A 21,981-nucleotide genomic window follows, 5' to 3' on the forward strand; every position below is an offset into this window, starting at 1 on the left:
GCACCCGGCCGGCCACGGGGTGGCGACCGCCGAGCACGCCGACCGATCCGCGACGAAGGGGCCTTCCGTGACCCAGGACCAGCCCGACCCCCGGGAGCTCCCGTGACCGACTACCTGTCCGACTTCGCCAGTCTGTTCGCCCAGTACGACGTGCCGGGCGCCTTCTGGGTGAACCTGCAGCTGACCTTCTGGGCCGCGATCGGCTCGGCCGTGCTCGGGGCGCTGGTCGCGCTGATGCGCATCTCCCCCATCGCCTCGCTGCGGCTGCTCGGCACCGGCTACGTGAACCTGTTCCGCAACACGCCGCTGACGATCATCCTCGTGTTCCTGGTCCTGGGGGTGTGGAGCCAGCTCGGCATCAACCTCTCCTCGGACTTCAACCGGAACTTCTTCCTCTACGCCGTGATCGGCCTGAGCCTGTACCACGCGGCCTTCGTCTGCGAGGCCATCCGCTCCGGGGTCAACACGGTGCCGGCCGGGCAGGCCGAGGCCGCCCGTGCCATCGGGCTGAGCTTCCTCCCGGCGGCCCGGCTGATCGTCTTCCCCCAGGCGCTGCGCGGGGCGATCACCCCGCTCGGCAACACCCTGATCGCCCTGACGAAGAACACGACGGTGGCCGCGGCCGCGTCGGTCACCGAGATCTCCTCGCTCATGAAGACCATGATCGAGTTCCGCCCGGACGTGATCATCGCGGTCTTCCTCGTGGTGGCCCTCGGCTTCGTCCTCATTGTCGTCCCGGTGGGCCTGCTCACCACCTGGGCCTCCCGGAAACTGGCGGTGAAGCGCTGATGGCCTCCTCGAAGACCCAGAACGTCCTGTTCGACGTCCAGGGCCCGCGCGCGCGCCGGCTCACGCTGCTGTTCAACGTGGTGGGCGTGCTGCTGATCGCCGCGCTGGCCTGGGTGGTCCTGAGCGCACTCGCCGAGCAGGGCCAGCTCGACGCCGACCGGTGGTCCCCGCTGCTCACGACCCGGGCCTGGGAGAACTTCCTGCTCCCGGGGCTGTGGGACACGCTGCGGGCCGCGCTGCTGGCCGTGGCGCTCTCGATCGCCTTCGGCCTGGTGTTCGGTCTCGGCCGGCTCTCCCAGCTGGCCCCGGTGCGCTTCGTCTGCACCGTGGTGGTCGAGTTCTTCCGGGCCGTGCCCGTGCTGGTGATGATGATCTTCTTCTACCTGGGGATCGGCCGCGCCGGCCTGGTGGAGCCCGCCAACGTGCCGTTCTGGGCCGTGGTGCTCGGGCTGATGTTCTACAACGGGTCGGTCATCGCCGAGCTCATCCGCTCCGGCGTGCACCAGCTGCCCAAGGGCCAGCGCGAGGCCGGCCTGGTCATCGGGCTCACGCCCTCCCGGTCCCTGCGGATGATCGAGCTCCCCCAGGCCCTGACGGCCATGCTGCCCTCGATGGTCAGCCAGTTCGTGGTGATCCTCAAGGACACCGCGCTCGGCTACATCATCACCTATCCGGAGCTGCTCGCCAGTGCCCGGCGCCTGGGCTCCGGGGACGGCAACATCCTGCAGACGCTGTTCGTGGTGGCGCTGGTCTTCGTGCTCATCAACTACCTGCTGACCGTGCTGGCCGCGTGGCTGTCGCGGTTCCTCAGCTACCGCACCGCGGGCCGGACCAAGCCGGCCGAGGGGCCCCTCGCCGCCGAGGAGGCGGCCGGCTGATCCCGCTCAGTCGGTGAGCCACGCGGCGAGCGCCCGGCGGCACTCCCGGACCGCCTCGGCACTGACGTGCTCGTCGTCCGTGTGGGCGAGCAGCGCGTCCCCCGGACCGAAGTTCACGGCGGGCACGCCCAGCTGCGAGAAGCGGGCCACGTCCGTCCAGCCGTACTTGGGCTTGGGCTCCTGGCCCACCGCGGCCACGAACGCGGCGGCGGCGGGACGGTCCAGACCGGGCCGGGCCGCCGGGGAGAGGTCCGTGAGCTCGAGCTCGTAGCCGTCGAACACCTCCTGGACGTGCGCCAGGGCCTCGTCGGGGCTCTTGTCCGGGGCGAAGCGGTAGTTGATCTCCACGTGGGCGCTGTCGGGGACCACGTTGCCGGCCACGCCGCCGCCGATCCGGATCGCGTTGAGCCCCTCCCGGTACTCGAGCCCCTCGACGGCCACGGTGCGCGGCTCGTAGGCCGCCAGGCGGGCGAGGACGTCGGCCTGCTTGTGGATCGCGTTCTCCCCGATCCAGGACCGCCCCGAGTGCGCGGCCCGGCCCGTGGTGGTGATGCGGAAGCGCATCGTGCCGTTGCACCCGCCCTCCACGGTCCCGTCAGTGGGCTCGAGCAGCACCGCGAAGTCCGCCTCGAGCAGCTCGGGGGCGTTGCGCTGGAGCCGGCCCAGCCCGCTGGCGTCGGCGTCGACCTCCTCGTGGTCGTAGAACACGTAGCTGACGTCGCGGTTGGGCGCCGTGAGGGCCGCGGCCAGGACGAGCTGGACGGCCACCCCGCCCTTCATGTCGGTGGCGCCGCGGCCGTGGAGCACCCGGTCGCCCTCGGCGTCCGTCCACGTGGCGGGGACCGTCCCCCGGGCGCCGGGCACCGTCGGCAGGGGCACGGTGTCGAGGTGGCCCGCGAGCACGACCCGCTCGGCGCGGCCCAGGTCGGTGCGCGCCACCACGGCGTCCCCGTCCCGGTGGACGGTGAGGTGCGGGAGCCGGCGCAGCGCGGCCTCGACGGCGTCGGCGAGGAGGCCCTCCGAGCCCGAGACGGACGGGATGTCGATGAGGGCGGCCGTCAGGTCGGCGGGGTCCGCGGCGAGGTCGAGCTCCGGTGCGATCATGGCTGCCAGCATAACGGGGCGGCCGCCGCCGCCCGTCGGACCGGGGCCGGCGTCCCCCGTAGGATGGAGGCCATGACTGCTTCCACCTCTCGTCCCGCCTCCGGTCTCGGCCTGGCCACCGTCGTGGCCTCGGGCCCCAAGGAGGGCACCGTCCTCGACGTCTGGTACCCCACCCCGTCCCTGTCCGACGCGGTCGACACCTCCCTCGACGCGGACCTGCGGCTCGCGGCCACCGCCGACCCCGACCGCAATATCCGCAGCGAGATCGTCGAGACGGCGATCGACCTCGACGCCGCGCCCGCCGACGCCGCGGACGCCTATCTGCGCCTGCACCTGCTCTCCCACCGCCTCGTGCGCCCCAACACCCTCAACCTCGACGGCGTGTTCGGCCTGCTCGCCAACGTCGCCTGGACGGACCGCGGGCCCGTGCTCGCCGAGGAGCTGACCGTCGCGCTGCTGCGGATGAAGGCCTCCGGCGGGCACGTGACCGTGCACAGCGTCGACAAGTTCCCGCGGATGGTGGACTACGTGGTCCCCGCGGGCGTGCGGATCGGCGACGCCAACCGGATCCGGCTCGGCGCCCACCTCGCCGAGGGCACCACGGTGATGCACGAGGGCTTCGTCAACTTCAACGCCGGCACCCTGGGCCAGTCCATGGTCGAGGGCCGGATCAGTGCCGGCGTGGTCGTGGGCGACGCCACCGACGTCGGCGGCGGCGCCTCCATCATGGGCACCCTCTCCGGCGGCGGCAAGGAGCGGATCACCGTGGGCGAGCGCGTGCTGCTCGGCGCCAACTCCGGGGTCGGCATCTCCCTCGGCGACGACTGCGTGGTCGAGGCCGGTCTCTACGTGACCGCCGGCACCCGCGTGAGCGTGCACTCCGACGGGGAGCGGTCCACCGCCAAGGCCTCGGAGCTCTCGGGGGTGTCCAACCTGCTGTTCCGCCGCAACTCCCTCACCGGCGCCGTCGAGGTGCTGCCCCGCGCCGGCGGGACCGTGGAGCTCAACGCGGCGCTGCACGCCAACTGAGCGCGGCGGGCCCCGTCCCGCCACCCGATGCCGCGCAGGACGGGCGACGCCCGCCCTGCGCGGCATCGCCCGTCCACCCGCTGCTCCCCCGCCCGTCGTCCCCGCCCGTCCTCCCGCCCGCCCAGGAGCGCCCGTGTCCTCCCCCGCCCCCGGCAGCCGCATCCGCTCGCTGCGGCTGCCGCTGTTCGTGCTGCTGCTCGTCGGCGCCGTGCTCGCGGCCGGGCTCCTCGTGGCCGTCGAGCTGCGCGCGGGCCGGCCCTCGGCCGGGGAGCCCCGGTGCGTGGTCCCGAGCGCGGCCGGGGACGGGAAGCGGCACGCCCTGTCCGCGGAGCAGTCGGCCAACGCCGCGCTGATCACCGCGGAGTCCGTGGCGCGCGGCACCGACCCCTACGCGGCGGTCGTGGCCCTGGCGACCGCGATGCAGGAGTCGCAGCTGGTGAACATCGACTACGGGGACCGGGACTCCGTGGGGCTGTTCCAGCAGCGCCCGTCCCAGGGCTGGGGCACGGTCGAGCAGATCATGGACCCGGCCTACGCCACGGCCGCCTTCTACGACGGCCTCGCCGAGCTGGACTACGCGACGATGTCCGTCACCGACGCCGCCCAGGCGGTCCAGCGCTCCGGGCACCCGGAGGCGTACGCGCGCCACGAGGGCGTCGCCCGGGCCTTCGCGGACAGCCTGACGGGGACCACCGAGGCCTCGCTCAACTGCGTGCTCGGCGATCCCGAGGAGCCCGGGGACCCTCGCCGGGCGGCCGACGCCCTCGGCGACGCGTTCGGGACGGCGGTCCCGGCCCCGCGCGCCGACGGGGACCGGGTGGTCGTGCCCGCGCCCGGGGAGCCCGCCGGCTGGGCCGTGGCGCACTGGGCGGTCGCCCGGGCCGACGCGCTGGGCGTGACCGAGGTCGCCTTCGACGGCCGCAGCTGGGTCCGCGCGGACCAGCGCACCACCCGCTTCGCCCCGGCTCCGGGGTGGGTGGACGCCGCCGAGGCGCACCCGCAGGACGCTCCCGCGCCCGAGGACGTGGTGGTCGTCCTCGCGAGCCGCTGAGGGAGCCGCCGCGGCCCGGCCGATACGCTGGGAGCATGAAGATTCTCGTGACCGGGGGAACCGGCTACATCGGCTCGCACACCGTCCTCGCCCTGCTGGGCGCCGGGCACGACGTCGTCGTGATGGACAACCTCGCGAACTCCTCGCGGGCCTCCCTGGAGCGCGTCGAGGAGCTCGCGGGACGCACCGTGACCGCGTTCGCGGAGGTGGACCTGCTCGACCCCGCCGGGCTCGACGCGCTGTTCGCCGAGCACCGCCCGGAGGCCGTGATCCACTTCGCCGGGCTCAAGGCCGTCGGCGAGTCGGCCGAGAAGCCCCTCTGGTACTACCGCACCAACGTGGCCGGCACCCTCAACCTGCTGGACGCGATGGAGGCCCACGGCTGCCGGTCCGTCGTGTTCTCCTCCTCGGCCACGGTCTACGGCGCCCCGGAGGAGATGCCGCTGACCGAGAAGCAGCCCATGGACGCGCAGAACCCCTACGGGCGGACCAAGGAGCACATCGAGGACATGCTCGTGGACCTCGCCGCCTCGGACCCGTCCTGGAACGTGGCCCTGCTGCGCTACTTCAACCCGGTCGGCGCCCACGAGTCCGGCCGGATCGGCGAGGACCCCACGGGCGTGCCGAACAACCTGCTGCCGTTCATCGCGCAGGTGGCCGTGGGCCGGCGGGAGAAGCTGCGGGTCTTCGGCGCCGACTACCCGACCGCCGACGGGACGGGCGTGCGCGACTACATCCACGTGGTCGACCTCGCCGACGGGCACCTCCGGGCCCTCGACCACATCGCCGAGCACGGCGGGGTGCGCACCTGGAACCTGGGCACCGGCAAGGGCTACTCGGTGCTGGAGGTCCACGCCGCCTTCGAGCGGGCCTCCGGGCGCAGCATCCCCTACGAGGTCGTGGACCGCCGCCCCGGCGACGCCGCGGTGTCCTACGCCGATCCGTCGACGGCCCTGGCGGAGCTGGGCTGGTCCGCCGACCGGGACCTCGACACGATGTGCCGGGACCACTGGAACTGGCAGCGGAGCAACCCCGAGGGCTACCCCGCGGGCGCCTGAGCCCCGGAGCACGGGCGCCCGTGCTCCGGGGCGGGCTCACCAGCCCCGGGGCCGGACCACGTTGGGCGGCGCCTCGGCGAACAGGGCCGCCACCTGCCGTTCGTCGTGGCCGGCGATGCCCGTGCCCACCCGGGTGAGCCAGAAGGTCAGCTCGGGGTGCGCGCGGGCGAACGCCACGAACGCCGCGGCCTCCCGCTCGAGCTCCGCGAACCCGCTCATGCTGTCGATCGCGTACGAGCGGCCCTGCAGACCGTGCCCCCGGCCCATGACGGCGCCGAAGCGCTCGACGGCGGTGCGTGCCGCGCCGGCGCCGTGGGCGCCCCGGGCGTTGGAGCCGAAGACGAAGACCTCGTCCGGGCCGAGCTCGGTGATCCGGTCCGGGGTGTGCCGCTGCTCGCTCATGCCCCCACGGTACCGGGGCGGGCGCGGGCGGAGAACGACGGACGCCGGGTCCGCGCCCCGGAGGGCGCGGACCCGGCGTCGGTCCCGGGAGCGGGGCGGCTCAGCGCTGCGGGTAGTGCCGCTCGCCGGCGCCCACGTACAGCTGGCGCGGGCGCCCGATCTTGGTCTCCGGGTCCTCGATCATCTCCCGCCACTGGGCGATCCAGCCGGGCAGGCGCCCGATCGCGAAGAGGACGGTGAACATCTTCTCCGGGAAGCCCATCGCCTTGTAGATCAGGCCCGTGTAGAAGTCCACGTTCGGGTAGAGCTTGCGCTCCACGAAGTAGTCGTCGGCGAGCGCCTTCTCCTCGAGCCGCATGGCGATCTCGAGCTGCTGGTCGTTGCCGCCCAGCTTCTCGAGGATCTCGTGGGCGTAGTCCTTGACGATGCGCGCCCGGGGGTCGTAGTTCTTGTAGACCCGGTGGCCGAAGCCCATGAGCCGGGCGCCGGACTCCTTGTTCTTGACCTGCTCCATGAAGTCCTCCGGCGTGACGCCCTGCGTCTCGATCCGGTTGAGCATGGCCAGCACGGCCTCGTTGGCCCCGCCGTGCAGCGGGCCGTAGAGGGCGTTGATGCCCGCGGAGACCGAGGCGAACATGTTGGCGTGGGAGGAGCCCACGAGCCGGACGGTGGACGTGGAGCAGTTCTGCTCGTGGTCGGCGTGCAGCATCAGCAGCACGTCCAGGGCCTTCGCCATCGCCGGGTCGATCTCGTAGTCCTCGGCCGGCACGCCGAAGCACATGCGCAGGAAGTTCTCCGTGTAGCTGAGGTCGTTCTGGGGGTACAGCATCGGCTCGCCCTTGGACTTCTTGTACGCGTAGGCGGCCAGCGTGGGGACCTTCGCGAGCAGCCGGATGGTCGAGATCTCCACCTGCTCCTGGTCGAACGGGTCGAGGGAGTCACCGTAGAAGGTGGACAGCGCCGAGACGGCCGAGGACAGCACGGGCATCGGGTGGGCGTTGCGCGGGAACCCGTTGAAGAAGCTCTTGAGGTCCTCGTGGACCATGGTGTGCCGGCGGATCCGGGTGTCGAAGTCCTCGAGCTCGGAGGGCGAGGGCAGCTCGCCGTAGATGAGCAGGTAGGCGGTCTCGATGAAGGTGGAGTGCTGGGCGAGCTCCTCGATCGGGTAGCCCCGGTACCGGAGGATGCCGTTGTTGCCGTCGATGTAGGTGATGGCGGAGCGCGCGTTCGCCGTGTTCATGAACCCGGGGTCGAAGGCGACGTTGCCGGTCTCCTTGAGCATGTTCGTGATCGCGTAGCCGCGGTTGCCCTCGGTGGCGTCCTGGAGGGGCAGCTCGAGAGGGCTGTCGTTCCCGTAGTCGAGCCGGGCCGTCCCGGTCTTCTGTGCAGACTCAGTCATGTTCGTCCTCCGCGAGTGGATGGGAGTGGATGTCGGTGTCCGGTGCCCGCGGTCGCCGCGCCGGGCGCCACCGTCGGCGCCGCACGGCCGTGTCCCGGGACACAGCGATCGTCAGGGTCCAACCTACCCGCTCCGTCCGCAAGGGGACCAATCCCCGCGCCGCGGCGGAGCGTGTCAGGCGCGGCCGAGCCGCTCCGCGGCGGCGTCGATCCGCTCGTCGGCGGCGGTGAGGGCGAGGCGCACGTAGCCCTCCCCGGCCGTGCCGTAGAACACCCCGGGGCCGACCACGACGCCCCGCTCGGCGAAGCGCTGCACGGTGGTCCACGTGTCCTCCCCGGCCGTGCACCACAGGTAGAGGCCGGCCTCGGAGTGCTCGACCCGCAGGCCGAAGGCCTCCGCGGCGGGGACGAGGCGCTCGCGGCGGGAGCGGTAGAGCGCCTTCTGGGCGGTGACGTGGGCGTCGTCGCCCAGGGCGGCCCGCATGGCCTCCTGGACCGGGGCGGGCACGATCATCCCGGCGTGCTTGCGGGAGTTCACCAGGCTCGCCATGAGCCGGGCGTCGCCCGCGAGGAACGCGGCCCGGTAGCCGGCCGCGTTGGACTGCTTGGACAGCGAGTACGCGGACAGGAGCAGGGAGTGGTCCCCTCCGCTGACCCGGGGGTCGAGCACCGAGGGCACGGGGGCCCCGCCCTGCTGGACGTCCCAGGCGCCCCAGCCGAGCTCGGCGTAGCACTCGTCCGAGGCGACCACGGCCCCGAGGGCCCGCGCCTGGTCGACCACGCGCCGCAGCGACGCCGCGTCCCGGACGATGCCGGTGGGATTGGCGGGCGAGTTCAGCCACACCATGCGCACGCGGGAGCGCACGTCGTCGTCGAGCTCGTCGAGGTCGTCCGCGGCCACGGCCTCCGCGCCCGCGAGCTCCGCCCCGATGTCGTAGGTGGGATAGGCCACCGTGGGCCGCACGACGACGTCGCCGGCGCGCAGCCCCAGGATCAGCGGCAGCCAGGCGACGAGCTCCTTGGAGCCGACCGTGGGCATGACCGCGGCGGGGTCCAGGCCGGGCACGCCGCGTCGGCGCGCGTACCAGGCGACGACCGCCTCGCGCAGCGCGGGGGTGCCGTGGGTGGTCGGGTAGCCGTGGGCGTCCGCGGCGGAGGCCAGCGCGTCCTGGACCACCAGCGGCGTGGGGTCCACGGGCGTGCCGATGGACAGGTCCACGACGCCGCCGGGGTGCTCCGCGGCGACGGCCCGGTACGGGGCCATCGTGTCCCACGGGTAGTCGGGCAGGTCGAGGCCGAAGGAGCGGTCCCCCTGCGTCACAGGGCGACGTCCTGGTTCTGCGGGGGCAGCGCGGCGATCATGGGGTGGTCGGTGTGGGTGTTGCCGAGCTTCGCGGCGCCGCCGGGCGAGCCGAGGTCGTCGAAGAACTCGACGTTCGCCTTGTAGTAGTCGGCCCACTCGTCGGGGGTGTCGTCCTCGTAGTAGATGGCCTCGACGGGGCACACCGGCTCGCACGCGCCGCAGTCCACGCACTCGTCGGGGTGGATGTAGAGCGAGCGCTCCCCCTCGTAGATGCAGTCGACGGGGCACTCCTCGACGCAGGCCTTGTCCTTCACGTCGACACAGGGCTGGGCGATGACGTAGGTCACGGCGGTTCGAACCTTTCTCCTGGGATTGCTCCGACCAGTCTAGCCACGGTGACGTGGCTAGGATGACAGCCATGGAGCATCCGACATCCGGCTCAACATCGCCGTCCGGGACGTCATCTCCGGCCCTGGACCTGCTCACCGGGCTGCCCGGTGGTACGCGCGTGAGCGTGCGCTACGCCCTGCCCGCCGACGACGCGTCCGGGCTGCCGCTCACCGACGCCCTGGGCGAGCTGCTGGCCGCGGACGCGGAGGCCGTCACGGTGCGGACCCGGCGCGGGGACGTGTCGATCGGCGCCCGCGAGGTCCGGGCCGCACGGGTGGTCCCGCCCGCGCCGCCGCGGCGCCGTCCGCGGCAGGACTGAGCACCCCCGGAGGGACCCGCCGCGGAGCGGCGCGGGAGGGAGCCGGGGCTCAGACCGCGGCGGCCCGGCGCCGCCGGCCGCGCAGCCAGCCGGCCGTGACGAGCACGGACAGCAGGGTCACCGCGAAGACCAGCACGAACCAGGCGAGACCCAGGACACCCAGCGGGGTGCCGGGGTTCGTCACGACGATCACGGAGCCGTCCCCGCCGTAGGCGAAGAGCCAGGACACCAGGTAGCCGGTCAGCCCCGGGACGGCGGCGGCCCACACGCGGCGGGTCGCGGTGCCGACCCACAGGGACACGCTGAGGAGCAGGGCGGTCGCGAAGAGCAGGCCCCAGGGGAGCCACCAGCCGCCGGCGGAGTACCACACGGCGCTGTGCAGGACGGTGGCCACGGACGCCGCCACGGCACCGGCCGCGACGGAGGTCACGAGGGCGGACGGCACGGAGGCGGGGGCGCGCGCGGGCGCCTCCTCCGGGACGGCCTCGTCCGGGTCCCCGGCGAGCAGCCGGTAGGTCTCGAGGGCGCTGAAGGGCTGCCACACCCCGTTGGAGAGGGCGAAGCGCGGGCCGTCCTCGGCCAGCACGAGCTGCGTGGCGTGGGCGGACATGGCCGCGCGCTTGCGCTCGGCGGAGCCGTGCACCGCCGCCTGCGGCCGCGGGTCCCCGGCCCGCGCCTCGCCCTCGACGGCCCACACGAGGGGGGTCCGCCAAGGGTCGGCGGGCGCCCCGCCGGCCTGCGCGCCCGGCAGGGCGGCGAGCTCCGCGCCCCGCACGGCCACGGCGGAGGTCCGGACGTGGTCGGGGTGGCCGTAGCCGCCGTCGTCGTCGTAGGTGACGAGCACGTGCGGGCGCACGGCCCGGACGGCGGCGGCCACGTGCGCGGCGGCCTCGTCAGCCGTGGCCGCGGTGAGGCTGTGCGGCGAGGAGTCCTGCGCGGGGGCGGCCCTGCCGTCGGGGCCCCAGGACATCCCGGAGTCGTGGTAGTGGCCGGTGCCGCCGGCGAAGCCCACGGCGGGGTCGAGGGCGGGGGGCTCCCCCGCGAAGAAGCGCTCGGCCACGCCCAGGCGGGCCGCCGCGTCGTCGAGCTCCCCCACGCGGTGGCGGCCCAGGGCCGTGCCGTCGTCGGGGCACTCCGGGTGGCCGACCTCGAGCGCGCGCAGCGGCTCGGGGATGACCTCGCCGCGCTCGCCGCGGGTCATGGTGAGCAGCACCACCGTGGCGCCGAGCTCCGCGTACCGGCCCATGGTGGCACCGGTGGCGATGGACTCGTCGTCGGGGTGGGCGTGCACGAACAGCAACCGGGCGTCCTCCGGGCGCAGCCCCGGGGGCAGCAGCCCCGGCAGGGCGTCCTCGCGCACGAGGACGCCCTGCTCGGGGTAGTACGGGACGGGCTGCTGCGTCACGGCCGGGTCTGCTGCGCTGTGCCGCCGCGGGTCAGGCGCGGGCCCGGGCCCGGTGCGCCTTCATCCGCTCGTTGGCGTCGAGGATGACCTTGCGGATGCGGATGGCGTCCGGGGTGACCTCCACGCACTCGTCCTCGCGGGCGAACTCGAGGGACTCCTCGAGGGTCAGCTTGCGCGGGGGCGTGAGGTTCTCGAAGGTGTCGGAGGAGGCCGCACGCATGTTGGTGAGCTTCTTCTCCTTCGTGATGTTCACGTCCATGTCGTCGGCGCGGGAGTTCTCGCCCACGATCATGCCCTCGTACACCTCGGAGGTGGGCTCCACGAAGAACGAGCCGCGCTCCTGCAGGTTGATCATGGCGAACGGGGTGACCACGCCGGCGCGGTCGGCGATCATCGAGCCGTTGGTGCGGTACTCGATGTCCCCGGCCCAGGGCTCGTAGCCGTCGGCGTAGGAGGACGCGATGCCCGCGCCGCGGGTCTCGGTGAGGAACCGGGTGCGGAAGCCGATCAGCCCGCGGGCGGGGACCTTGAACTCCATCCGCACCCAGCCGGTGCCGTGGTTGGCCATGGCCTCCATGCGGCCCTTGCGCCCGGCCATCAGCTGGGTCACGGCACCGAGGAACTCGTCGGGCACGTCGATGGTCATGTGCTCGTAGGGCTCGTGCACCTTGCCGTCGACGGTCTTCGTCACGACCTGGGGCTTGCCCGCGGTCAGCTCGAAGCCCTCGCGGCGCATCTGCTCCACGAGGATCGCCAGGGCGAGCTCGCCGCGGCCCTGGACCTCCCAGGCGTCGGGGCGCTGGGTGGGGAGCACCTTGAGGGAGACGTTGCCCACGAGCTCCTTGTCGAGGCGGTCCTTGACCTGGCGGGCCGTGACCTTGGTGCCCTTGATGCGCCCGGCCAGCGGGGAGGTGTTGATGCCGATGGTCATGGAGATCGCGGGGTCGTCCACCGTGATCAGGGGCAGCGGCTGCGGGTTCTCCGGGTCGGTGAGGGTCTCGCCGATGGTGATGTCCTCGATCCCGGCCACGGCCACGATCTCGCCGGGGCCGGCGGACTCGGCCGGGACGCGGTCGAGGCCCTTGGTGGCCAGCAGCTCGGAGATCCGGACGTTCTTGAGCTCGCCGTTCGCGCGCGCCCAGGCCACGGTCTGGCCCTTCTTGAGGGTGCCGTTGAAGATGCGCAGCAGGGCGAGCCGGCCCAGGAACGGGGAGGCGTCCAGGTTGGTCACGTGCGCCTGGAGGACGCCCCCGGGGTCGTAGGAGGGCGCGGGGACGTGCTTGATGATGGTCGCGAACAGCGGCTCGAGGTCCTCGTTGTCCGGCAGACCGCCGTTCTCGGGCTGCGTCAGGGAGGCCCGGCCGTCACGGCCCGCGGCGTAGACCACGGGCACGTCCAGGACGGCGTCCAGGTCGAGGTCCGGCTCGTCCTCGGAGATGTCCGAGGCCAGGCCCAGCAGCAGGTCCATGGACTCGTGCACGACCTCCTCGATCCGGGCGTCCGGGCGGTCGACCTTGTTGACCACGAGGATCACGGGCAGCTTGGCCTCGAGGGCCTTGCGCAGCACGAAGCGGGTCTGCGGCAGCGGGCCCTCGGAGGCGTCCACGAGGAGCACGACGCCGTCGACCATGGACAGGCCTCGCTCGACCTCGCCGCCGAAGTCGGCGTGGCCGGGGGTGTCGATGACGTTGATGGTGATGGTCTCCCCCTCGGCGGAGGGACCGTCGTAGAACACCGTGGTGTTCTTCGCGAGGATCGTGATGCCCTTCTCGCGCTCCAGGTCACCGGAGTCCATCACACGCTCCTCGACCTCACCGTGGGAGGAGAACGCGTGCGTCTGCTGGAGCATCGCGTCCACGATGGTGGTCTTGCCGTGGTCGACGTGGGCCACGATGGCCACGTTGCGGAGGTCGGCGCGCTGGGCGGTGGTGGAGGTGACAGGCATACGCGTGGGTCTCTCTTCGGGTGGAGATGCGGGGGGAGGTGCAGCCCTCCCGATGGGTGCGGCCGGGGCGCCGCCGCGCACCCGGTGGGACCCGGGCGGGAGCGCCCGCACAGCGGGCCGTCGACCATTCTACCCCGAGGGGCCGCCCGGGCGGCACCCCGGGTCCCTGTGACCCCGCCGACTCCCCGGGCGCCCCGCCCGCGGGCCGCGCACCGGGCGCGCCGTCACCAGGAGGGCAGCACCGGCAGCGGGCCGTCGGCCTCGACGTTCTCGCCGTCGCCGCGGGCCAGCCACTCGAGCAGGCCCTCCCGGTCGGACTCGACGCGCAGGGCGCCGTCCCCGATCACCCACTCGTCGCGCTCCTCGGTCACCAGCGTCATGCCGGGCGCGTCCTTGGCGCGCATGGTGCGCACGGCGGCCTCGAGGGCGTCGAGCAGCGAGTCGGGGTCGGCCTCCTCGATGGTCCAGGCGGTGTCGAGGTCGTGGTGGTGCACCACGATCTCGGCGATCCGCAGCGCCACGATGGAGGTCGCGGGGATCCGCTTGCCGTGCAGGTGCACCTCCTCGACCGCGAGGTCCCCGCTCAGCCGCTGGGACTGCTCGGCGAAGTAGGCGGCGGACTCGCGCGCCCTCTCGACCAGCTCCTCGCGGGGCAGGGCGGCCAGCTCGGCGATCTCCTGGTTCCGGGCGTCCATCGACGCGTAGGGGGCCTGCTCCTGCCCGGTGACGGCCCAGTCGACGAGCTTGACGAGGGCGCGGCCGTTGGAGGCGAGGTGGGCGACGACGTCGGCGCGGCGCCATCCCCCGCACAGCGAGGGAGCGGCCAGCTCGTCGTCGGAGAGGGACGCGGTGGTGGCCAGGAACATCTCGGTCTCGCGGCCGAGGCGGGCGAGGTCCGAGTGCAGGCGGGCGGGATTGATCATGCGCCCACCCTATCGAGGGGCGGGTGAGCCGGGCCACCTCCGGGGCGCCGGCACCCATACCGGGATCGTCTCGGCTCAGGGCCCCGGCAACCGCGCGAAGGCCCGCTCCGCGGCCCGCCGGCGGGCGGGCGAGAGTTCCTCGAACGGGTCGAGCGCGAGCTCGGCGCCCCCGCGGCGGCGCACGCGGGCCCAGGTGCCCACGATCCGCCCGCCCGCCACGAGGGTGGGCTTGAAGACCCCGTTGCCGCCCGGGACGATCCGGGGCGCGTGCTCCGGGGCCAGCACGTGGGACCGGTCCCCGTAGCCGAGGACGTACTCGTCGAAGGGCGGCAGCAGGAAGACCCCGGCGGCCCGGCGGTCGCCGGGGGCGAGGTCCTCGAGCACCTCGGGGGCGCACCACAGCTCCTGCCCGCCGCGGTCCTGCACGGCCACGACCCCGTCCGCGCCCGCCAGGGCGGCACGCACCGCGGACCGGGGCAGGGCGGCCCACCGGGCGGCGTCCGCGACGGAGGCCGGGCCGTGGCCGCGCAGGTAGCGGCGCACCCAGCGCGCGACGACGGGCGGGGTGCCGCCGGCCGCGGGCGCGGCGGGCCCCTCCCCCGCCGCGGGCACCCAGTCCGCGACGGGCACGACGAGCTGGTCCCGCCCGTCCCCGGTGAGCGGGCCCAGGCACAGGGTCGCATCCAGGTGCAGGGCGAGCATGAGGTGGTAGCCCCGGCCCGGCTCGCCCAGCAGCCCCGCCTCCTCCCACGCGGCGTGCAGGCGCTCCCGGGGCTGCGGCCCGTGGCGCAGCGCGGCGAGCGCCGCCTCCCGGGCCGCGTCGAGCCGCTCGTCGATGCCCAGGGCCCGGCGCCGGGCCGCCGTCGAGGCGACGGTGCGGGGGCCCAGCACCGCGAGCCACTCCCGCAGGTCCTCGGCCGGCACCAGGTGCAGGGTTCCGCGCATGGGCCAGGTCCGCACGATCCGGCCGTCGTCGAAGGCGCGCCGCAGACCGTCGGACCCGCCCGCCCGGCGCAGGCCCACCGACACCAGGGCACCGGGCAGGTCCTGCGCCTGGACGGCACCCAGGGCGCGCACCACGTCCTCGGGCGCCACGTCCGCCGGGCGCACGAGCCCGTGGGCCGCGAGCCTCGCCAGGCCGATCTCCCGGTCCGTCAGGACGGTCGGGGCGCTCACGTCAGGGCCCGTCCGCGCTGCTCCGGCAGGGCGAAGGCGCAGAGCGCGGCCACGAGGAACGCGGCGCCGAAGACCGCGAAGACGGTGACCACGTCGTAGCGCTCCCCGCCCAGCGCGAGCAGCACCGGCACGGCCAGCGGGGCCAGGATCGAGGCGACCCGGCCGAAGGCCGCCGCGGCCCCGGTGCCCGTCCCGCGCAGCGCGGTGGGGTAGAGCTCGGGGCCGATCGCGTACAGCGCGCCCCACGCGCCCAGGTTGAAGAAGGACAGCGCCATGCCCGAGCCGATCACCTGCCACGGGAGCACGATGCTGCCCATGGACACGATGCCGAAGAGCAGGGCGCTCGCCGCGGAGCCCCCGAGGAACACGGCGAGCGTGATCCGCCGGCCCCAGACCTCGATGAGCCAGGCGGCCGCGGCGTAGCCGGGCAGCTGGGCGAGGGTGATGACCAGGACGTAGCCGAAGGACGTCGTCAGCGTGAGGCCCTGCTGGAGCAGCAGCGTGGGCAGCCAGGTGAACGCCCCGTAGTAGGCGAAGTTGATGCAGAACCAGACGGTCCACAGCGCCGCCGTGCGCCGCCGCAGGGCCGGGGCCCAGATCCGCGCCGCGCCCTCCGCCGGGCCGGGGGCGGCCGCCTCGGCGGCCCGGGCCTGCTCCGCGGTCTCCGCCCGGGAGCGGCCCAGGGGCCGGGCCCGCTCGAAGGCGCGCACCGCGGCCTCGGCCTCGTCCGTCCGGCCCCGGTGCTCCAGGAAGCGCACGGACTCCGGCAGGGCCCGGCGCACGACCACGGCGTAGAGGGCCGGCACGAGGCCCACGACGAGGGCCCAGCGCCAGCCGTCCGGTGAGGACGGCACCACGAAGTAGCCCACGAGCGCGGCGAGGATCCAGCCGACGGCCCAGAAGGACTCGAGGACCACGACCACGCGGCCGCGGATCCGCCGGGGGGCGTACTCGGAGACGAGGGTGGAGGCCACGGGCAGCTCGGCGCCGAGGCCGAGGCCCACCACGAACCGCAGGATCACGAGCGCGGCGAGGGAGCCGACGAGCGCGGACGCGCCGGTGGCGGTGCCGTACACGAGCAGGGTCAGGGCGAAGACCTGGCGGCGGCCCAGCCGGTCGGCCAGGAGCCCGCCGAGGCTGGCGCCCACGGCCATGCCCACGAAGCCGATCGAGGCCAGCAGGGACAGCTCCCCGGAGCCCAGGCCCCACTCCAGGGCGAGGGCGGCCATCACGAAGGAGATCAGGCCCACGTCCATGGCGTCCAGGGCCCAGCCGACGCCGGAGCCGACCAGCAGCTTCCGGTGCTCGGTGGTGAACGGCAGCCGGTCCAGCCGCTGGGACCGCGTCAGCGCGGACGTGGTGCCGGCGGGCCCCTGGCTCTCCTGCATGCTCCGGTCCTTCCCTCGCTGCGCGGTGCTGCGACCACTGTAGGCGGTCCGGGCCGGCGGGTGACCCGGACCGTCCTGGGGCTGGTCCCGGACGGGATCTAGACTGGGAGGGTCCCACCTCCGGCCGGCGAGGGAGCTGCCCGTGTCCACGGTCGCCGTGTATCTCGTCGTCGCCTTCGGGGCCGGTGCCCTGGCGGTCCTCGCGCGCCTGCCGCCGCTGATCGGGTTCCTCGCGGCCGGGTTCGTGCTCAACGGGCTGGGCGTGGAGCGGCTCCCCGTGCTCGACCAGCTGGCGGACGTGGGCGTGACCCTGATGCTCTTCGGCATCGGCCTCAAGCTCGACGCCCGGTCGCTGCTGCGCAAGGAGATCTGGGGGACGGCCGGGATCCACCTGGTCCTGAGCACCGCGCTCGGGGCAGGGTTCCTGGCCGCGCTCATGCTGGTGGATCTGCAGCTGCCGGGCGAGGACCTCCGTGCGCTGCTGCTGGCGGGGTTCGCCCTGTCCTTCTCGAGCACCGTGCTGGTGTTCAAGGTGCTCGAGGAGCGCAGCGAGACCACGTCCCTCTACGGGCGCGTGGCGATCGGCGTCCTCATCCTCCAGGACCTCGCGGCCGTCGCGTTCATCACCGCCACGAGCGAGCACCCGCCCAGCCCCTGGGCTCTCGCCCTGGTCCTGCTGCTGCCGGCGGCGTGGCTGTTCCGCCGGATCTGGGACCGCATCGGCCACGGGGAGATGCAGGCCCTGTTCGGGGTCCTCATGGCCCTGGTGCCCGGCTACGTCGCCTTCTCCGCGGTGGGTCTGAAGGGGGACCTGGGGGCGCTGCTGGTCGGCATGCTCCTGGCCTCGCACGCCAACGCCGGGGAGCTCTCCCGCACCCTGTTCACCCTCAAGGACCTGCTGCTGGTCGCCTTCTTCGTCTCGATCGGCTTCCACGGGATGCCGACCCTCGAGATGGTGGCCATGGGCGTGCTGCTGCTGGGTCTCCTGCCGGTGCAGGCGATGCTGTTCGTGCTGCTGCTGTGGCTGTTCGGGCTGCGCCGCCGCACGTCCCTGCGCACGGGCCTGGCGCTGGCCAACCACTCGGAGTTCGCCCTCATCGTGGGGGCCATCGGCGTCTCCGCCGGAATGTTCGACGAGGACTGGCTGGTGATGCTCTCCGTGGCCGTCGCCCTGAGCTTCGTGCTCTCGTCCCTGCTCAACCGGCGCGGCTCCGCCCTGACCAGCAGGCTCGCCCGGCGGCTGCCGGAGCACCCGGACGACCGGCTGCACCCGGAGGACCGGCCCATCGACATCGGCCACGCCGAGGTGCTCGTGCTCGGCATGGGCCGGGTGGGGCAGGCGGCCTACCAGGAGCTCTCCGCGGAGCACGGCTTCTCCGTGGTGGGCATCGAGAACGCCACGGACCGCGTGGAGCGGCTGCGGGCACAGGGCCTCGACGTCCAGGAGGCGGACGCGACCGACCAGGAGTTCTGGGAGCGGGTGATCGCGACCGGCCACGTGCAGGTCGCCGTGCTCGCCATGCCCTTCCACGGCTCCAACCTCGTGGCCCTCCGGCAGCTGAGCGCCACGGGCTTCGACGGGGTGGTCGCCGCCGTGGCGCAGTACGACGACGAGGTGCAGGAGCTGCGCGGGCACGGCGTCCGGACGGTCTTCAACCTCTACAGCGGCGCCGGCATCGGCCTGGCCGCCGAGACCGTCGAGGCCCTCGGCCGGCGGACCGAGTGACCGCGTCCCGGCGGCGCTCCCGGGCGGGGCCGCGTGCTGCGCGCTGATGTTCAACTGGGCGCGCCGCCGTTGGCTGGACAGCCGCTACGCCAACGTCCTGCGGCTCGAGGGGCCGCTCATGCTCGCCTTCGGCCTGCTGGCCGAGCGCCTGACCTGGGCGCACCGCGACCTGCTGTTCGTCCCGGTGCTCGCCGTCACCATGGGGCTGCAGAACGCCGTGATCACGAAGATCTCGGGCGCCGGGATCCGCTCCACCCGCGTGACGGGCATGGTCACGGACATCGGCATCGAGATCGGCAAGTTCCTCTACCGCAACCGGCTCGCGGAGGCGGACCCCGTGACCGGCGACGCCGGGAAGCTCCGGCTGCTGGCCGTGCTCGTGGGGCTGTTCTTCGCCGGCGGGGTGCTCGGCGCCCTGGGCTACCTGGCCGTGGGCTTCCCGGTCCTCGTGCCCGCCGCGCTCGCCCTGCTCGTGGCCGCGTGGCGCCCGCTCGCCGCGGACCCGGGCTTCCGCCGCCCCTCCGGCGCCTGAGCCGCCCGCCCGGGCCTGGGCCCGGGCCGCGACCTGTCCTCAGGCGCCGCGCTGCAGCGCCTTGCACAGCTGGACCAGGCGGCTGAGCTCGCGGTGCGGAGCCCCGCTGGGACGGGCCGCCTCGTCCCGGGCCGCCACCGCGCACCGGACGAGCGCCCAGGCGCGCAGGGCTTCCTCGTCGGCGCCGGCCGCGAGGGCGAGCGCCTCCATCCGGTCGGCCAGGGCCGCGGCCAGCGCCCCGCCGTGCCCGGCCTCGTCCAGGCGGTGCCACAGTGCGGGGACCAGCGCGTACTCGCGGGTGCCGAGCACCGCGTCCGCCCCGGCGGCCAGCCACGGGGCGCGCGCCGACGCGCGGACGGCACCGTAGTGCAGGTCCTGGTGCACGAGCGCCGCGTCCAGCTCGCCGCGCCGGAGCCGCTCGAGGCTCTTGACGGCCTGGAGCCGGAAGCGGCGCGGGAACCGGGCGTCCAGGTCCACGGAGGCCGCGAGCTCCGCCTGCCACCGCCCGGCGGCCGCGGAGAGCCGGGGGAACGGGGGCCGGGGCGGCCGGGCGAGCGCCCGGGTGAGCTCGCCGAGCACGCGGCAGGCCTCGAGCACGGGCAGCTCGTGCAGGTCCCGGGAGGCGGTGCGCTCGAGCAGCAGCGCCCGGTCCGCCGGCTCCGCCCGGAGCAGCCGCACCGCGCCCCGGCCGGCCCACACGCGCAGGGCGAGGTGCTCGTGCTCGGCGCGGGGCCGCGGCGGGGAGAGCCGCAGCACGGCCGGCTCCCCGGCGCGGGTGCGCACCGGCAGCACCAGGGCGCCGTCGTCGTCCCGGGCCGGCCCGTCCGGGACCAGCTCCCACGCGGCCGTGCACCGGTCGGCGAGCCCGGCGGGAACGCCCGCCGGACGGCCCTCCGGTCCCGGGTCGCTCTCCGCGGACGTCGTCATCGCACCATTGTGGCGCACCGCCCGGAGCCGGCCGGGACGCGGCGGCCGTTCGCTAGACTGCGAGCGCCCACCCCGCCCAGGAACGGAGCCGACCCTGCCGTGAACGAGCTGCTGTTCGCCTTCGGCCTGACGCTGTTCGCGGGGCTGTCGACGGGACTGGGCGGGCTCATGGTGCTCCTGGCGAAGAACACCGGCGCGAGGTTCCTGGCGACCACCCTGGGCTTCTCCGCCGGCGTGATGATCTACGTGGCCCTGGTCGAGATCTACGCCAAGGCCCAGGACGCGCTCGTGGCCGATCTGGGGGCGCGCCCCGGGGCGTGGGCCACGGCCGGCGGCTTCTTCGCCGGCATCGTCCTGATCGCGGTGATCGACCGGCTCGTGCCCACGCGCGTGAACCCGCACGAGTACCCGCACGACGACGACGGCCGGCACCGGCGGCTCATGCGCATGGGCACGCTCACCGCGGTGGCCATCGCGATCCACAACTTCCCCGAGGGCTTCGCCACGTTCATTACGGCGCTGCAGGACCCCACCATCGCGGTCCCCGTGGCGGTGGCCATCGCCCTGCACAACATCCCCGAGGGCGTCGCCGTGGCCGTGCCGATCCACCAGGCCACGGGCAACCGGCGGAAGGCGTTCGGCTACGCGTTCCTGTCGGGCCTGGCCGAGCCCGTGGGCGCCCTGCTCGGCTACCTCGCCCTGCGGCCGTTCCTCACCGACGCGCTCTTCGGCGTCGTCTTCGCGGGCGTGGCCGGGATCATGGTGTTCATCTCCCTGGACAAGCTGCTCCCCACGGCGCGGGAGTACGACGAGCACCACCTGTCGGTCTACGGGCTGGTGGCCGGGATGGCGGTCATGGCCGTGAGCCTGCTCCTCTTCGTCTGAGCACCCCGCGGCATCTTCGGGTCCCGGGCGGGGTCAGGAAGGTGTGCGCGCGGCCGGCAGACCCGCCGCCCGGCCGGCCTCGGCGAACGCCGCGGCCAGGCCCGCCCGGGACGCGTGGGCGTTGAGCCCGCTCGGGCTCGGCAGCGCCCACAGCTGCGCCCCCGCCAGCTCGCGGTCCTGCCGCCCGAGCCCGGCCCGCGGGTCCGCGAAGGCGTGCCGGAAGGCGGTGACCCCGGCGACCGCGACGACCGCCGGGCGCAGCTCCGCGACGAGCTCGGCCAGCCGCTCCCGGCCGGCCACGAACTCGGCGGGGTCCAGCTCGTCGGCCCGGGCGGTGGCCCGCCGCACCAGGTTCGTGATGCCGAGCCCCCGGGCCAGGACGTGCTCCCGGTCCGCGAGGCTCATCCCGGCCGAGCAGTCCACGAGCCGTCCGGTGAGCCCGGCGTCGTGCAGGGCCGGCCAGAACCGGTTGCCGGGGCGGGCGAAGTGCGCCTGCGCCGCGGCGGCCCACAGGCTCGGGTTGATGCCGCAGATCAGCAGGCGCACGTCCGGGCCGAGCAGGTCGGGCAGCGTGGTGTCCCGGGCGGCCTCGAGGTCGGCCCGGCTCGGCCGGGCGCCGCCGGACGCGTGCGCGGATGCCATGGCCACATGCTAGGCCGCGCCCGGCTACCGTGGGGACCATGCCGCCACCGACCGAGCTCACCGTGCCCACCGGGACCGGCCCGGGACGCCTGCTGGTCTCCCCCGCCGAGGCGCCCACGGCGCTGCTGTGGCTCGGGCACGGCGCGGGCGGGGGCGCCGGCGCCCCGGACCTCGCCGCCCTCGCCGAGGACCTCCCCCGCCACGGCGTCACGGTGGTGCGCCACGAGCAGCCGTGGGTGCTCGCCGGCCGGAGGGTCGCGCCCCGCCCGCCCGCCCTCGACGCCGGGTGGCTGGCCGCCGCACCGGTCGTGGCCGGGCTGGCGGAGGGGGTGCCCGTGGTGGTCGGGGGCCGCAGCGCCGGAGCGCGCGTGGCGTGCCGCACGGCCGCCGCGGTGGGGGCGTCCGCCGTCGTCTGCCTGGCCTTCCCCCTGCACCCTCCGGGCCGGCCGGAGCGTTCGCGCGCCGAGGAGCTGCTGGGTCCCACGGTCCCCGTGCTCGTGCTGCAGGGGACGCGCGACCGGTTCGGGACGGCCGACGAGGTCGCGGCCGCCGCGCCGGGGGTCGAGGTCGTCCCGCTGGAGGGCGCCGACCACGCCCTCGCGGTGCTCCGGTCCGGTCCCGTGAGCCGGGAGGGCACCCTCGCGCTCGCCGCCGCCGAGGTGCGCCGCTTCCTCCGGCGGGGGCCGGCGACCCGCTGAGCACCGGCAGGAC

21 protein-coding genes and 1 pseudogene are annotated in these 21,981 nt (G+C 74.5%); 10 read left to right on the forward strand and 12 right to left on the reverse strand.

Annotation, left to right across the window (positions count from 1 at the left end; genetic code table 11):
* The first annotated feature begins 102 nt into the window (after positions 1 to 102).
* Together ACFU0Y_RS03985 and ACFU0Y_RS03990 are read left to right on the forward strand one after the other, a co-directional pair.
* Positions 103 to 789, forward strand: coding sequence for an amino acid ABC transporter permease (locus ACFU0Y_RS03985; RefSeq protein ID WP_380213151.1), 687 nt, complete (start codon positions 103 to 105; stop codon positions 787 to 789).
* Entirely contained in the window at positions 789 to 1,667 is an 879-nt protein-coding gene (locus ACFU0Y_RS03990; RefSeq protein ID WP_380213152.1) for an amino acid ABC transporter permease, read from the forward strand. The genes ACFU0Y_RS03985 and ACFU0Y_RS03990 overlap by 1 nt, the downstream gene beginning before the upstream one ends.
* Positions 1,668 to 1,673: 6 nt before the next feature.
* Here ACFU0Y_RS03990 and dapE read toward each other — a convergent pair whose 3' ends face one another.
* Entirely contained in the window at positions 1,674 to 2,783 is a 1,110-nt protein-coding gene (gene dapE / locus ACFU0Y_RS03995; protein WP_380213153.1) for a succinyl-diaminopimelate desuccinylase, read from the reverse strand.
* 51 nt (positions 2,784 to 2,834) lie between these two features.
* On the opposite strand from dapE, the gene dapD reads away from it, so the two are divergent.
* The 3 genes from dapD to galE all read left to right on the forward strand — a co-directional run bounded on the left by dapD (position 2,835) and on the right by galE (position 5,909).
* The gene (gene dapD / locus ACFU0Y_RS04000) at positions 2,835 to 3,800 is read left to right on the forward strand and encodes a 2,3,4,5-tetrahydropyridine-2,6-dicarboxylate N-succinyltransferase (protein ID WP_380213154.1); all 966 of its coding nucleotides are present in this window, start codon (positions 2,835 to 2,837) and stop codon (positions 3,798 to 3,800) included.
* Between the two features lie 133 nt (positions 3,801 to 3,933).
* Positions 3,934 to 4,851, forward strand: a complete 918-nt coding sequence (locus tag ACFU0Y_RS04005) for a hypothetical protein (protein WP_380213155.1) — start codon at positions 3,934 to 3,936, stop codon at positions 4,849 to 4,851.
* A 35-nt stretch (positions 4,852 to 4,886) separates the two neighbouring features.
* Positions 4,887 to 5,909, forward strand: a complete 1,023-nt coding sequence (gene galE, locus ACFU0Y_RS04010) for a UDP-glucose 4-epimerase GalE (protein WP_380213156.1) — start codon at positions 4,887 to 4,889, stop codon at positions 5,907 to 5,909.
* A 36-nt stretch (positions 5,910 to 5,945) separates the two neighbouring features.
* Here the strand turns inward: galE and ACFU0Y_RS04015 are convergent, their stop codons facing one another.
* From ACFU0Y_RS04015 to fdxA, 4 genes are all read right to left on the reverse strand, one after another.
* A complete protein-coding gene (locus tag ACFU0Y_RS04015) occupies positions 5,946 to 6,311 on the reverse strand; it encodes a hypothetical protein (protein WP_380213157.1) in 366 nt (121 codons plus the stop codon).
* Between the two features lie 100 nt (positions 6,312 to 6,411).
* Positions 6,412 to 7,710: a citrate synthase gene (locus ACFU0Y_RS04020; protein WP_380213158.1), complete on the reverse strand. Its 1,299-nt coding sequence runs from the start codon at positions 7,708 to 7,710 to the stop codon at positions 6,412 to 6,414.
* A 174-nt stretch (positions 7,711 to 7,884) separates the two neighbouring features.
* Positions 7,885 to 9,030 carry a succinyldiaminopimelate transaminase gene (gene dapC, locus ACFU0Y_RS04025; RefSeq protein ID WP_380213159.1) on the reverse strand — a complete coding sequence of 382 codons (1,146 nt, stop codon included), beginning with the start codon at positions 9,028 to 9,030 and terminating at the stop codon, positions 7,885 to 7,887.
* The gene (gene fdxA, locus ACFU0Y_RS04030; RefSeq protein WP_058872613.1) at positions 9,027 to 9,359 is read right to left on the reverse strand and encodes a ferredoxin; all 333 of its coding nucleotides are present in this window, start codon (positions 9,357 to 9,359) and stop codon (positions 9,027 to 9,029) included. Before fdxA ends, dapC begins: the two co-directional genes overlap by 4 nt.
* Positions 9,360 to 9,430: 71 nt before the next feature.
* On the opposite strand from fdxA, the gene ACFU0Y_RS04035 reads away from it, so the two are divergent.
* Positions 9,431 to 9,721: a hypothetical protein gene (locus ACFU0Y_RS04035; protein WP_380213160.1), complete on the forward strand. Its 291-nt coding sequence runs from the start codon at positions 9,431 to 9,433 to the stop codon at positions 9,719 to 9,721.
* A 49-nt stretch (positions 9,722 to 9,770) separates the two neighbouring features.
* Here the strand turns inward: ACFU0Y_RS04035 and ACFU0Y_RS04040 are convergent, their stop codons facing one another.
* The 5 genes from ACFU0Y_RS04040 to ACFU0Y_RS04060 all read right to left on the reverse strand — a co-directional run bounded on the left by ACFU0Y_RS04040 (position 9,771) and on the right by ACFU0Y_RS04060 (position 16,558).
* Entirely contained in the window at positions 9,771 to 11,126 is a 1,356-nt protein-coding gene (locus tag ACFU0Y_RS04040; protein WP_380213161.1) for a PIG-L family deacetylase, read from the reverse strand.
* A gap of 31 nt (positions 11,127 to 11,157) precedes the next feature.
* A complete protein-coding gene (gene typA / locus ACFU0Y_RS04045) occupies positions 11,158 to 13,071 on the reverse strand; it encodes a translational GTPase TypA (protein WP_380213162.1) in 1,914 nt (637 codons plus the stop codon).
* A gap of 224 nt (positions 13,072 to 13,295) precedes the next feature.
* Entirely contained in the window at positions 13,296 to 13,994 is a 699-nt protein-coding gene (locus ACFU0Y_RS04050) for a maleylpyruvate isomerase family mycothiol-dependent enzyme (RefSeq protein WP_380213163.1), read from the reverse strand.
* Between the two features lie 75 nt (positions 13,995 to 14,069).
* Entirely contained in the window at positions 14,070 to 15,170 is a 1,101-nt protein-coding gene (locus ACFU0Y_RS04055) for a winged helix DNA-binding domain-containing protein (RefSeq protein ID WP_380213164.1), read from the reverse strand.
* Positions 15,167 to 16,558, reverse strand: coding sequence for an MFS transporter (locus tag ACFU0Y_RS04060; protein WP_380213165.1), 1,392 nt, complete (start codon positions 16,556 to 16,558; stop codon positions 15,167 to 15,169). Before ACFU0Y_RS04060 ends, ACFU0Y_RS04055 begins: the two co-directional genes overlap by 4 nt.
* Before the next feature lie 142 nt (positions 16,559 to 16,700).
* Here ACFU0Y_RS04060 and ACFU0Y_RS04065 point away from each other — a divergent pair, with 142 nt between their 5' ends.
* Both ACFU0Y_RS04065 and ACFU0Y_RS04070 read left to right on the forward strand, forming a co-directional pair.
* Positions 16,701 to 18,284 (forward strand): cation:proton antiporter, encoded by a 1,584-nt coding sequence (locus tag ACFU0Y_RS04065; RefSeq protein ID WP_380213166.1) that lies wholly within the window; start codon positions 16,701 to 16,703, stop codon positions 18,282 to 18,284.
* 37 nt (positions 18,285 to 18,321) lie between these two features.
* Positions 18,322 to 18,816 (forward strand): annotated as a pseudogene (locus ACFU0Y_RS04070) (YoaK family protein); the annotation flags it as partial.
* A gap of 39 nt (positions 18,817 to 18,855) precedes the next feature.
* Here the strand turns inward: ACFU0Y_RS04070 and ACFU0Y_RS04075 are convergent.
* Positions 18,856 to 19,743, reverse strand: coding sequence for an aminoglycoside phosphotransferase family protein (locus ACFU0Y_RS04075; protein ID WP_380213167.1), 888 nt, complete (start codon positions 19,741 to 19,743; stop codon positions 18,856 to 18,858).
* 99 nt (positions 19,744 to 19,842) lie between these two features.
* Here ACFU0Y_RS04075 and zupT point away from each other — a divergent pair, with 99 nt between their 5' ends.
* Positions 19,843 to 20,628 (forward strand): zinc transporter ZupT, encoded by a 786-nt coding sequence (gene zupT / locus ACFU0Y_RS04080; protein ID WP_380213168.1) that lies wholly within the window; start codon positions 19,843 to 19,845, stop codon positions 20,626 to 20,628.
* A 33-nt stretch (positions 20,629 to 20,661) separates the two neighbouring features.
* Here the strand turns inward: zupT and ACFU0Y_RS04085 are convergent, their stop codons facing one another.
* Positions 20,662 to 21,270: a mismatch-specific DNA-glycosylase gene (locus ACFU0Y_RS04085; RefSeq protein WP_380213169.1), complete on the reverse strand. Its 609-nt coding sequence runs from the start codon at positions 21,268 to 21,270 to the stop codon at positions 20,662 to 20,664.
* 38 nt (positions 21,271 to 21,308) lie between these two features.
* On the opposite strand from ACFU0Y_RS04085, the gene ACFU0Y_RS04090 reads away from it, so the two are divergent.
* Positions 21,309 to 21,968, forward strand: coding sequence for an alpha/beta family hydrolase (locus ACFU0Y_RS04090; protein ID WP_380213170.1), 660 nt, complete (start codon positions 21,309 to 21,311; stop codon positions 21,966 to 21,968).
* Positions 21,969 to 21,981 lie beyond the last annotated feature (13 nt).

Origin of the sequence: Kocuria sp. NPDC057446, from assembly GCF_042802875.1 — a bacterium.
Taxonomy (GTDB): domain Bacteria; phylum Actinomycetota; class Actinomycetes; order Actinomycetales; family Micrococcaceae; genus Kocuria.